Raw genomic sequence first — 12,217 nt, forward strand, 5'->3', positions numbered from 1 at the left:
GAAGATGAGACGGTTGAGACGGAATTGAATCTTTACAGTAAAAGCGATGAGCAGAATTCCTACTATGCATTTGTGAAAGTGGTCGCTCAAAAGCAGACACTCTATATGTTCATTCCGGTGTCTACGGAGTACTTCCAGATTACCGAGCAGTTGCTGGAGATCAATTCTGATTTCTCCAATTTGTATTCAGAGCTCTACAAAAAGAATGAGATCATCGAACAGCAAAAGCAGGATTACTATATGTTAAGCGTCACTGACTCCTTGACGAAGCTATTCAATCGACGATATTTTTATGACATCGTAGAAGAAGAAGTGAAGAATTCCTGGAAGGAGCAACGATCACTAAGCTTTTTGATGATTGATATCAACGATTTTAAGAAAGTGAATGATCAGTACGGCCATCATGCTGGAGATAAACTTCTTGTATCTATTGCCGATATGTTACTTGAGAACCTTCACGAGGAAGAGAAGGCTTTCCGTTTCGGGGGAGACGAGTTTTTGATTGTATTGCATCGTTCCAGAGAGGATAGCTTGAAGTGGGCAGGACATATCAGTGCAATTTTTACTACGCTTACTTCGATCGCCACTCTTTCTTATGGAGCGGTCGAATATACAGGAGAGATAGAAGATATTCCTAAACTGTTGAAAGAAGCGGACAAGCACATGTATGTATTCAAGAAGAATGCGAAAGGAAGATTGGAAGGGAGGAAACGCTCATGAATCAGGCTGAGTTTTCAGAGGAATACTTGGGATATATCATGGATTCAGATAAACAGGCGGTATTTAATTTGGTGAAGAACGAGCTTGAGAACGGGGTACCAGTGGAAAAAGTTTATCAGGGAATCGAAGAAGCGATGTATGAAGTAGGAAGGAAGTGGCACAAGAATGAGATTTCGATTGCTCACGAACATTTAGCCACAGCTATTACGCAGTGGGTACTGATGACGGCTTTCCCTCAGCTGATCCATGATTATGCGAGTGAACAACCGAATAAGAAGGTGATGTCCTTCACGGTAGCAGGAAATAATCATGACTTAGGGATTAAGATGGTCAATGATATTTTAGAGAACAAAGGTTTTTCCGTGACGTATCTCGGTACCAACCTTCCTATCAAAGGGGCTCTGGAATTCATTAAAGCTCATGGACCGGATTATATTCTCATTTCAGTAGCTCTTCCTGTAAATGTTCCTTATGCCAAAGAAGCTACTCAAATCATCAGGGAGACAGAAGGGTTGAAGAGTGTAAAGATTATCGTAGGGGGATACTGCTTTAAACAGTTCCCTGATTTACTGGACAAGATGAATTATGACTATTATGCATCTGACCTCGACGAATTCATCGAGCTTGCCGATAAACTAGGATAGAAAGAGGTTCACAAGTTGTTCACAAAGTGTTGAACAACTTGTGAAATGTTGAACAATATTATTTTTTTTATAAATTCCTGTGCTACACTGTAAATGTAATAAGAAATCATCACATCCAATCATGTGAAACATTGAGCAAGTAAAAAACAAAGGAGGAATCGAAATGTTTACAGATGTCCTAAGAAACAACAAGGTAGTGGCGGCGGTTCTTACGTTTTTGAGAGTGTATATCGGATATCAGTGGATGGTCGCGGGCTGGGGTAAAATTACTGGAGGACAATTCGATGCGAGTGGATTCATTCAAGGAGCCATCGGAAAAGCAGGTGGGGAACATCCGGCTGTTCAAGGCTGGTGGGCAAGCTTTCTTGATGCGGTAGCTCTACCGAATGCAGGGCTGTTCACGTACATGGTCATGTGGGGAGAGTTACTGGTAGGGATTGCGCTTATTCTTGGATTATTCACGAACTTCGCAGCATTGATGGGGATTGTCATGAATTTCGCTTTTCTATTCAGTGGAACCGTCAGCACGAATGCTCAAATGGTAGTATTGACGATTTTCCTTCTCGTTGCAGGATTCAACGCAGGAAGATACGGGCTGGATCGATGGGTCATCCCTTTCCTTCGTACCCAGACAGAAACCAGAATCAGAAAGCACAAAGTTCAGACAGCATAAGCGGGTGGTTCACACCCGCTTTTTGCGGGTATAGAAACGAGTGGAAGGAGGTGACAGGATGTGAAAAGGCATGAAGCGCTGATTCCTTTATCACATCACCATCATCACGGCCTGGTGCTTGCTCAGAAGCTGAAGAAAGTGGAAGAGAAAGATAAGTTCCGGGAATTTATGAAAGAAATCGATGCTTTTTGGGAGAAAGATGGGCGGGCTCATTTTCGGGAAGAAGAAGAGATTCTGGTTCCACTTTATAGCTGCTATGCTTCGATTGAAGACGATTCCGACATACAAAAGATGCTTACCGACCATGCTGAGATCCGCGGACTTATCAAGAAGATTAAAAGAACAGAAAGGTATGACCATGAATTATTCAAGGAACTCGGAGAGAAATTACACGACCACATACGACTCGAAGAAAGAGTGATTTTTCCGAAGATGGAAGCAGCAATTCCCGATAAAGAACTCTATAAAGCCGAAGGGCAGTTCCACATCGATTCTCATAGTGGCAGGTAGAGCAACTTTCATAAAAGTTGCTTTTTTTTCTGAAAAAAGGTTGCAACCCTTAAGTTCGATTGTTACAATGATAATTGTCATTTCGAAAGTTGTTCATACATCTACACGCGGGTGTAGTTTAGTGGTAAAACCTCAGCCTTCCAAGCTGATGTCGGGAGTTCGATTCTCCTCACCCGCTCCATTACTATTTGAATTAATAATTCCATACCACGTGCCAACGCAGTGTTTCGTTTAAAAAGAACGAAGCATTGCGTTTTTTCTTGAGGAAAAAAGGAAAGATATACTGTAGCGAAAAAATAAGGAAAAGGAGTGTCCACCACATGCAACAGTTGAAAAAACAACTCCAACAAATAGATGGAAAAAGCTATAAAGGGTATAAGCAGATCCAGGGGACCTATTCGTTCCAAGATTACAAGCTTCATATAGATTATGTACAGGGAGATCCTTTTGCGGCTCCTTCTAAAATAAGATTGCGCATTCCTGATGCGAAGCGTACCATCAAAAAGGAATGGACAAGCACAAAATCGAGAAGGATTTTCACAGAAGACATTATCACTCGTCAAGTTGCAGCAACGGTGAAGAAAAATAAATCCGACGTCAAAGGGTCCGGAAAGAGTGGGAATGTCGGAGTCGATCAGCCTGGCCAGGAAGTTCTTGAGCGGACGGCAGTTATGATCGAGCAGGATTCCACGGTGATCTGTTTGACTGTAGGACTACCGGCGAATGGACGTCGGATCAATGGAAAAGAAGCGGAAAAGTTGTTCTTCGATGTTCTTCCGTCTATCGTCAGTCAGTCGATCATGGCCATGAAAGATGAAGAGATAGAGGAAGCTTGTGAATTGGCGGATCAATACGACGCCATCCGTGAAGAAATGAAAAAGAATGAATGGGAAGCATTTATCGCAGACGGCTCTATTTTGCCAAGAGAGAGTGGTATCAGCCAACGTCCGATGAAAAATGCTGTTCCATTCGAAAGCCCGGAAGAGAACCGCGTATCTATTTCTATTCCACACAGGAAAGAGCCGATCACCGGAATGGCTATCAAAAAGGGAATCACGCTGATCGTCGGTGGCGGTTATCACGGGAAGAGTACGCTGCTTCAGGCTATTGAGCGAGGAGTATATCCGCACAAAAAGGGAGATGGCAGAGAGTACGTCATCACCGATCCGCAAGCGGTGAAAGTGAGAGCGGAAGATGGACGGAAAGTGTCGAACGTAGATATCTCTTCTTTCATCAAAAATCTCCCTCATGGTACAGATACATCCACCTTTACGACCGAAGACGCAAGCGGTAGTACATCCCAGGCAGCCAATGTCGTCGAAGCGCTGGAAGTCGGAGCTAGTGCTCTCTTGATTGATGAGGATACGAGTGCGACCAACTTCATGATCCGTGATGAACGGATGCAGGAATTGGTAGCGAAAGAAAAAGAGCCGATTACCCCATTTATTGATAAAATAGAACAAATGAGAGATGAACTCGGAGTCTCTACGATTCTTGTCATGGGAGGATCAGGAGAGTACTTCCATGCTGCGGACCACGTCATCATGATGGATCAATACGTGCCTCACGACGTGACAGGTCAGGCGAAAGATATCGCCTCCCGCTATCCGAGTGAACGGAAGAAAGAAGAGAATGAGTTCGGCAGACTCCCTGCGCGTTCTTTCCTTCCTGCTACCATCCAGGCTCAACGTGGCAAGAAAGATAAAGTACAGGCGAAAGGGCTGTACCATATCATCATGGGTAGGAATGATATTCAGATCGAGGGGCTTGAACAGCTCGTGGATCCATCACAGACAAGGTTCATTGCGGATCTGCTCGCTCACATGAACAAAAAAGGAATGCTGAAGAAGAAGCAGACATTGAAGGAACTTGTGCAGGCGATCGATAAAGAAATTGATGCACAGGGACTATCGTTTGTTGCTCCATTCCAGGGTCAGCATCCCGGGGAACTGGCAAGGCCGAGACCGTTTGAAATTGCAGCTACGCTGAACAGAATCCGCACAGCCAGGGTGGATGATTTTAGATAAAGGAGGCAACCGAATGCTGGATGTTCATCAGTTGAAAGAAGACATCATCGCTTATAGTAAGGACATCGGTATCGATAAAATCGGTTTTGCGAGTGCGGATGTATTCGGGGAATTGAAATCCCGACTTATTCGACAGGAGCAGCTCGGGTATCAGTCCGGATTTGAGAAGGGGAGTGTAGAGGAGCGCACGGAGCCGGAGCGCCTTCTGCCTACTTCCCAGTCCATCATTTCGATTGCTCTCGCTTATCCTTCAAAGATGAAAAACCCTCCTAAGAACGAAAAGGGAGCGCGACGTGGCCAGTTTGCCCGTGCTTCCTGGGGAGAGGATTATCACACGGTGCTGAGGGAAAAACTGCAGCTTCTCGGTACATTCCTTCAGGAGAAAGTGCCGGATGTCGACCTGAAATGGATGGTGGATACCGGAGAGCTGTCTGATCGGGCGGTAGCTGAAAGAGCCGGGATAGGGTTCAGTGGGAAAAACTGTGCCATCATTACACCGGAGTACGGTTCCTACGTCTACTTGGGCGAACTCGTCACCAATGTACCTTTTGTGCCGGATGAGCCTATCCAGGACGGTTGTGGTGACTGCAACATCTGTGTGGATGCCTGTCCCACCGACGCACTCGTCCAGGGGGGACAGCTAGATGCCAATCGCTGCATAGCCTTTCTTACGCAGACGAAAGGCTTCCTCGAGGAGGAGTATCGGACGAAGATCGGTAACCGGCTTTATGGCTGTGACACATGTCAGACCGTTTGTCCGATCAATCGTAAGAAAGATTTTCATAATCACGAAGATTTTGAGCCGGATCCCGAGAAAGTGAAGCCGAAACTCCGTCCACTTCTCCGTATATCGAACCGTGAGTTCAAAGAACGGTTCGGACGTATGGCAGGGTCCTGGAGAGGGAAGAAGCCGATTCAGCGGAATGCCATTCTGGCGCTCGGTCATTACAAGGAAGTAGAAGCTGTCGATGACCTTATTTTCCTTATGGAGAACGACCCGCGTCCGGTCATCCGTGGTACAGCGGCCTATAGTCTAGGCAAGATCGGCACATCCCGCTGTTACGAAGCGATCACGGAGGCTTTGGATAAGGAGAAGGAAGAAGAAGTGAAAGAGGAAATGGAAAAAGGACTCGCCTTTCAAGTGTCCTGAGAAAGGGGAAAGACATATGAGGCAGTTTTACCAACAGAAAATACGTACGCCACTGGGTCCGATGCTCGCAACAGCAGATGAAGAGAAGCTGATTCGTCTGGATTATGGGAGTTTTTCAGACAAAGGAGAGCTCCATGAAGCACATATTCGTAAATTCCTGGACGATGATCCTCACTTTTCAGAAGAGAAGATCGGGGTGCTTCAGGAAACAGAAAAGCAGCTGGCTGAATATTTCCATGAAAACCGTCAAATCTTTTCTCTTCCGTATGAATTTCACGGAACTACTTTTCAAAAAAAGGTATGGGAAACCCTGGCAGAAAACGTGCCGTTTGGGCATACCTGTTCCTATAAAGAGCTTGCAGCATCTGCGGGCAATGAAAAAGCGATCCGTGCTATTGGAGGGGCGATGAACAAAAATCCTTTCTCCATCATCGTCCCCTGCCACAGGGTGGTAGGACATAACGGGAAACTGACCGGTTATGGCGGCGGTGTCGATAAGAAAGTATACCTTCTGGATATGGAAACCACTCGCATGTAGCGGGTGGTTTTTTCGTAAAGATAAAGCAGGAGGGAGAGCGATGACCGATTGGTTGTGGAGAAAAATTGCCTGTTGGGAAAATAGAGGAGCCAGTCCTCAGCGACTCACGTATGAGCACGTCCCTTATTTGAGAGTACGAAGAGAAGAGGGGGAGGATATCTTTTCTTCGATATCTTTTGAACTGCTGGTGAAAGACGGCCGAGAAATGTTTCTCGAGGAAGGTCGTTTTTTTCAAAGAAATGAAGAGATGTACGAGAAGCGGGCTTTTCTGCATGACCCTGCATCAAGAGAGAACTCTTCCAGCTATCGACCACAGCGTGCTACGTATAATCGCCGTCAAGCGGTCCGCTATGCGGAAAGGTGGTGGGACGGAAGAAATCCTGCTTATCCGGAATTCCAGAATGACTGTACGAATTTCATTTCCCAATGCTTGCGTGCCGGTGGAGGGGAAATGTGGGGGAGTCCTGATCGAAGCAGAGGGTGGTGGCTGCAAGAAGGGAATTGGAGCTATAGCTGGTCGACAGCTCATGCTCTGAGGTGGTATTTGAGTGGAGCAAGACAGGGGTTACGTGCAAAAGAGGTGGAGACTCCCGAACAGCTCAGACCTGGAGATGTAATATGCTACGATTTTACGGGGGACGGCAGGTTCGATCATACAACCATCGTCGTCAGGAAGATGAATAATGGGATGCCTCTCGTCAATGCCCATACGACAAACAGTCGACATCGTTACTGGTCTTATGAAGATTCAGCGGCTTATACGGGAACGATCCAGTATAAATTTTTTCAAATCATCGATTGGGAGATGTGATATAATAACCGGGTTGAACAAATAAATGTCAGAGGTGAAACAAATGCCGAACCATGTGGTATTATTTCAACCGGAAATCCCGGCGAATACCGGAAATATAGCGAGGACGTGCCTCGCCACAGATACCTCTCTTCATCTGATCCGCCCCCTCGGCTTTTCGACAGAAGATCGGATGGTGAAGCGTGCCGGGCTCGATTACTGGTACGATGTCACGATCCATTACTATGATTCTCTCGAGGAGTTATATGAGAAATATCCGGAAGGAGAATTTTATTACATTGAGAATTTCGGAGGGAAGTCTTTCACGGATGTAGATTATACGGACACTTCGAAAGATCAGCTCTTTGTATTCGGAAGGGAAAGTGATGGGATTCCGCATGAATTGTTGGAAGGGCTGGAAGAGCGCTGCCTTCGTATTCCGATGACGGATAAAGTGAGATCTCTGAATCTCGCAAATACCGTATCGATCATGCTGTTCCATGCATTGCAGGAGCAGGGATTTCCAGGGCTTATCAAGTGATGAATTTTATTAAAAAAAGATCGCCTTTTCAGAGGGCGATCTTTTTCTATAGAAGCGGGCCTTCTCCGCTTTTCTTATTGTCTAGCTCCATCACCCAGAAACTCGAGCCATAAGCAACTCGGATCAAAGAAAGGAAGAGCGCCTTTCGTTGACCAAGTTGCTTATGACTGAAGTTTCTAAGCGGGGTGATGCCGCTTTTCATTATGTCTAGCTGCGAAGCCCAGAAACCCCGAGCCATAAGGAGAACAGATCAGAAAAAAGAAAGAGCACTTTTTGTCTGACAGTTCTCCTTATGGCTGAGGTTTCTAAACAGGGCTTCTCCGCTTTTCTTATTTAGGTGCGCCAGGTTTTTGGTCCCGGCCCGCAGAGAAGATAGATGCGAGGAATGAAATGCAAACCATCATAATCAATGTCATTTTCATGAGTTATGCCTCCTTCGTATTCCGATCAGTCTTCCTACATTATACATGAGGACATTTAGAAAGGGAATGACCCTCTAGAAATTCGTGCTGGACAACTGTTCGCCTGATGTCTCTTCATACCCTTTGGCATATTCCATTCTTCTTTGAGCGGTCGTTTTGTTCACTTGTTCATCCGCATGGTAAGAGGAACGTACGAGCGGTCCTGCTTCACAGTGACTGAATCCTTTTTCGAGTGCGATTTGTTTCAGCTCTTCAAATTCATCCGGATGGTAGTATCTTTCCACATTCAAATGCTTTTTCGTCGGCTGCAGGTACTGGCCGAGTGTGACGATATCCACGTTATTGGCCCTTAAATCGTCCATCGCTTCGATCAGTTCTTCTTTCGTTTCCCCGAGACCTACCATGATACTTGATTTCGTAGGTGTATTCGGACGCAATTCTTTCACGCGACGAAGCAACTCGAGGGAACGGTCGTACATAGCGATAGCCCGGACACGTTTAGTGAGGCGGCGTACCGTTTCGATGTTGTGGTTGAAGATATCCGGCTCCCCTGCAAGAAGCGTAGACAAACTCTCATAGTCGCCTTTCATATCAGATGGCAGGATTTCCACGGAACAGCTTGGGACCCTTCTTCGGATAGCGCGTACCGTTTCACCAAAAACGGCAGCCCCTCCGTCGTTCAAATCATCACGTGCAACAGAAGTGACAACTACGTGTTTCAGTCCCATGATTTCAACGGATTCGGCGACACGCTCCGGCTCGCCCCAATCGAGCTCGTTCGGAAGCCCGGTTTTGACAGCACAGAAACGACAGCCACGCGTACACGTATCTCCGAGAATCATGAAGGTAGCTGTCTTCCGTTCACTCCAGCATTCGTGGATGTTCGGGCATCTAGCTTCTTCGCAGACTGTGTTCAGCTTTTTGTCTTTCATCAGTTTCTTCAGTTTCATGTAGGATTGGTTCGTGTTCAGTTTGATTTTCAGCCATTCAGGTTTTCTGATGTGTTCGTAATATTTAGCCATGTTCCCGCTCCTTTGTTTATCGTTTGAGGTTCCATTCATCCGACGCATACTTGGTTTCTGCTAACGCTTCGACTTCTTTCCAATCATCCTTCGTAAGTTCCAGAGGTTCAAAGGCTACCTCTAGTCCTTCACGGAATCCTTGTAAAAATGCATCGTGGACGTATTCTACCGTTACCTCTTCGTCCATAGCGTCTTCAATGCTGACAGCTTTATGTTTGAAGCCGTTTTTCGCCCGTTCTTTCACTCGTTCACTCGGGTATGTGAACATATCGAAGAGTTTGGCTTCATCTGTCCGGATCGGTATGGATCCGTGTTGAAGAAGGACACCTTTCTGTCTGACCTGCGCACTACCTGCCGCTTTTTTCCCATGGATGGTCAGTTCATACCAGGACGGCTCTTCGAAGCAGACGGCCGATTGATTGTTCATTCGTTCTTCTTCCGGGATGGCATACTCCGCTTCGATTCCGAGTCTCGAATATCCTTTCATAAGACCTTCGGATAATACAAGGTACGCTTCTTTTACTGTGTTCGGAATCATTGGATGATCCTCTGCTATGATTACGCTATATGTAAGTTCATCGTCATGAAGAACCGCCCGTCCCCCGGTGAGGCGTCTTACTATGTCTACCTGATGCTCGCTTACCCCTTCTTTACTGATACGCCCGTCCGTTTTCTGGAAGTGACCGACGGAAAGTCCGGCGGGACTCCACGTGTAAAAACGTAATACGGGAGCGATTTTTTTCTCCCGGTGCCATTTCATCAAGCTTTCGTCCAAAGCCATGTTCATGGCAGGTGTCAAATCTGGGGTGTAAAGGAAGCTCCATGTGTCCAAACTATTCACTTCTTTCTTCATTTAAAGGATTAAACGCTTCGATTCTAACAGCCTATGTAATAGATGTCAAAAGAAGGTAAAAGACTTCTCGGACATGAATAGGTTTCTCCTTACATAAGATAGAGTAACTCAAATGTCCAAGGAGGGGTGGCCGTGGATTTATTAAAGAAGGTACAGGATTTTCGGAAACGTGCAAACGAATTGAGATGGGAAGGGACATTTGCTGAATATTTACGTTTATTGAAAGAAAAACCATATTTGGCTCAGTCAGCCCACTCACGTGTATATCAGATGATCAAAAGTTCAGGAATCCGTGAAGAAGGTGGACAGAAGCATTATAACTTTTTCGATGAAGAGATCTATGGGCTCGAAGAATCGATGGAACATCTGGTGGAGGAATATTTTCATCCGGCAGCCAGAAGACTTGATGTGAAGAAGCGTATTCTCTTGCTCATGGGCCCTGTGAGTGGAGGGAAATCGACCATCGTGCAGCTTTTGAAAAAAGGGCTTGAGCAATATTCGTACACAGACGAAGGTGCCGTTTACGCTATAAAAGGGTGTCCTATGCATGAAGATCCACTGCATCTTATTCCGCATTCCCTTAGGAAAGATTTCGAAGAGGAGTACGGAATCCGTATAGAAGGTAGTCTTTCTCCATTGAATACGATGAGACTCGAGGAAGAATATGGAGGGCGCATGGAAGATGTGATGGTAGAGAGAATCTTTTTCTCCGAAGATAAGCGCGTTGGAATCGGAACGTTCAGTCCTTCCGATCCTAAATCACAGGATATCGCTGACCTTACGGGGTCGATCGACTTCTCTACGATAGCGGAATATGGATCGGAATCAGATCCGAGAGCGTATCGGTTCGACGGGGAATTGAACAAAGCGAACCGCGGGATGATGGAATTCCAGGAGATGCTTAAATGTGATGAAAAGTTCTTATGGCACTTGCTGAGCCTTACACAGGAAGGGAATTTCAAAGCTGGACGGTTCGCACTGATTTCTGCAGATGAGTTGATCGTGGCCCATACGAACGAAGCGGAATACGAATCGTTCATCGCCAATAAAAAGAATGAGGCGCTTCATTCGCGGATGATCGTCATGCCTGTGCCTTATAATCTGAAAGTCAGCGAAGAAGAGCGGATTTATCATAAGCTTATCGATGAAAGCGACATGAGGGACATTCATATTGCCCCGCATACCCTGAAGGTGGCTGCGATTTTCACTATTCTCACCCGTCTGAAAGATTCGAAGAAAGCGGATGTGGATCTACTTAAGAAAATGCGCCTCTATAATGGGGAAACGGTAGAAGGATTCAACGATAATGATGTGGAGGAACTGAAACGGGAGTACACGGATGAAGGAATGAGCGGAATCGACCCGCGTTACGTGATCAACCGTATTTCTTCGACGATCATCAAAAAGGAAATGTCCTCCATCAATGCTCTCGACGTGCTCCGGTCACTGAAAGAAGGGTTGCATACGCATCCTTCTATCACAAGTGAAGACCAGGAGAGGTATCTTGATTTCATTTCCCTTGCAAGGAAGCAGTATGACGATATTGCTAAGCGGGAAGTCCAGAAAGCTTTCGTATATTCGTATGAAGAATCGGCAGTGACCCTCATGGACAATTATCTGGATAATGTGGAGGCCTACTGCAATCAATCGACGATCAGGGATCCGCTCACAGGAGATGAGGTGACTCCGGACGAACGGCTGATGAGGTCAATAGAAGAGCAGATCGGGGTATCGGAGAATGCGAAGAAAGCATTCCGTGAAGAACTATTGATAAGAATCTCGGCATACGCAAGAAAAGGGAAGAAATTCGATTATCGTTCACATGAGCGATTGAGAGAAGCCATCCAGAAGAAACTGTTCGCCGATCTGAAAGATATCGTGAAGATAACGACGACGACGAAGACACCGGATGAACAGCAGTTGAAGAAGATCAATGAAGTGGTCGCTACCCTTATTGATGAACACGGCTACAATTCGACCTCCGCGAATGAACTGCTTCGGTACGTAGGAAGTCTGCTTAATCGTTAGTTCAGGGCCCTTTCCAAGGGCTCTTTTTCTTTCTGTTTATCTTCCGTGTTTAAACGGGAAAGAAAAAGGGTTAAGTAATAGGTGTAGAATTTGTCATTTCGTGTTCACATTATCCTTTTCTTGTTATAATGATAGAAGAAATGGCTATAGTAGGATAGTAATCAGGAAAAGCGCATGAAAAAAGAAAAAAGTGCTAATAGCTATTGAAGGTTCATGGTTACAATTCTATAATAGAGTTTGAATTTGCAAACGTTTACGTTTTACACATCATCCAAGACAAATTTGGGGGTAATTTTCGT

At 45.7% G+C, this 12,217-nt stretch carries 12 protein-coding genes and 1 tRNA gene (1 of these 13 only partly in view); 11 read left to right on the top strand and 2 right to left on the bottom strand.

Annotation, left to right across the window (positions count from 1 at the left end; genetic code table 11):
- The 10 genes from BLQ44_RS08845 to BLQ44_RS08890 all read left to right on the top strand — a co-directional run.
- On the top strand, window positions 1–720 hold the 3' portion of the coding sequence (locus BLQ44_RS08845; RefSeq protein WP_093193530.1) for a sensor domain-containing diguanylate cyclase. It extends 222 nt beyond the left edge of the window; the window shows 720 of its 942 coding nt (coding positions 223–942); its start codon lies off the left edge, out of view; the stop codon is at window positions 718–720.
- On the top strand, window positions 717–1,364 hold the full coding sequence (locus BLQ44_RS08850; RefSeq protein ID WP_093193531.1) for a cobalamin B12-binding domain-containing protein: 648 nt from the start codon (window positions 717–719) through the stop codon (window positions 1,362–1,364). The genes BLQ44_RS08845 and BLQ44_RS08850 overlap by 4 nt, the downstream gene beginning before the upstream one ends.
- Window positions 1,365–1,527: 163 nt before the next feature.
- A complete protein-coding gene (locus BLQ44_RS08855) occupies window positions 1,528–2,037 on the top strand; it encodes a DoxX family protein (RefSeq protein WP_093193532.1) in 510 nt (169 codons plus the stop codon).
- Window positions 2,038–2,097: 60 nt separating this feature from the next.
- A complete protein-coding gene (locus tag BLQ44_RS08860; RefSeq protein WP_093193533.1) occupies window positions 2,098–2,547 on the top strand; it encodes a hemerythrin domain-containing protein in 450 nt (149 codons plus the stop codon).
- A 107-nt stretch (window positions 2,548–2,654) separates the two neighbouring features.
- Window positions 2,655–2,728, top strand: a tRNA-Gly gene (locus BLQ44_RS08865).
- Window positions 2,729–2,867: 139 nt separating this feature from the next.
- Entirely contained in the window at window positions 2,868–4,574 is a 1,707-nt protein-coding gene (locus BLQ44_RS08870; protein ID WP_093193534.1) for an ABC-ATPase domain-containing protein, read from the top strand.
- A 16-nt stretch (window positions 4,575–4,590) separates the two neighbouring features.
- Window positions 4,591–5,724: a tRNA epoxyqueuosine(34) reductase QueG gene (gene queG / locus BLQ44_RS08875; protein WP_093193772.1), complete on the top strand. Its 1,134-nt coding sequence runs from the start codon at window positions 4,591–4,593 to the stop codon at window positions 5,722–5,724.
- A gap of 16 nt (window positions 5,725–5,740) precedes the next feature.
- Window positions 5,741–6,262, top strand: coding sequence for a methylated-DNA--[protein]-cysteine S-methyltransferase (locus BLQ44_RS08880; RefSeq protein WP_093193535.1), 522 nt, complete (start codon window positions 5,741–5,743; stop codon window positions 6,260–6,262).
- A gap of 40 nt (window positions 6,263–6,302) precedes the next feature.
- Entirely contained in the window at window positions 6,303–7,073 is a 771-nt protein-coding gene (locus BLQ44_RS08885; RefSeq protein WP_093193536.1) for an amidase domain-containing protein, read from the top strand.
- A gap of 43 nt (window positions 7,074–7,116) precedes the next feature.
- Complete coding sequence (locus tag BLQ44_RS08890) at window positions 7,117–7,593, top strand: tRNA (cytidine(34)-2'-O)-methyltransferase (protein WP_093193537.1); 477 nt, start codon at window positions 7,117–7,119, stop codon at window positions 7,591–7,593.
- A 496-nt stretch (window positions 7,594–8,089) separates the two neighbouring features.
- Here the strand turns inward: BLQ44_RS08890 and lipA are convergent, their stop codons facing one another.
- Both lipA and BLQ44_RS08900 read right to left on the bottom strand, forming a co-directional pair.
- Entirely contained in the window at window positions 8,090–9,076 is a 987-nt protein-coding gene (lipA, locus tag BLQ44_RS08895; protein WP_093193538.1) for a lipoyl synthase, read from the bottom strand.
- The gene (locus BLQ44_RS08900) at window positions 9,054–9,890 is read right to left on the bottom strand and encodes a lipoate--protein ligase family protein (protein ID WP_176757482.1); all 837 of its coding nucleotides are present in this window, start codon (window positions 9,888–9,890) and stop codon (window positions 9,054–9,056) included. The genes lipA and BLQ44_RS08900 overlap by 23 nt, the downstream gene beginning before the upstream one ends.
- 132 nt (window positions 9,891–10,022) lie before the next feature.
- On the opposite strand from BLQ44_RS08900, the gene BLQ44_RS08905 reads away from it, so the two are divergent.
- Complete coding sequence (locus BLQ44_RS08905) at window positions 10,023–11,918, top strand: PrkA family serine protein kinase (RefSeq protein WP_093193540.1); 1,896 nt, start codon at window positions 10,023–10,025, stop codon at window positions 11,916–11,918.
- Window positions 11,919–12,217: the final 299 nt, after the last annotated feature.

Source organism: Salimicrobium halophilum, from assembly GCF_900100295.1.
In the GTDB taxonomy this organism is placed as follows: domain Bacteria; phylum Bacillota; class Bacilli; order Bacillales; family Halobacillaceae; genus Salimicrobium; species Salimicrobium halophilum.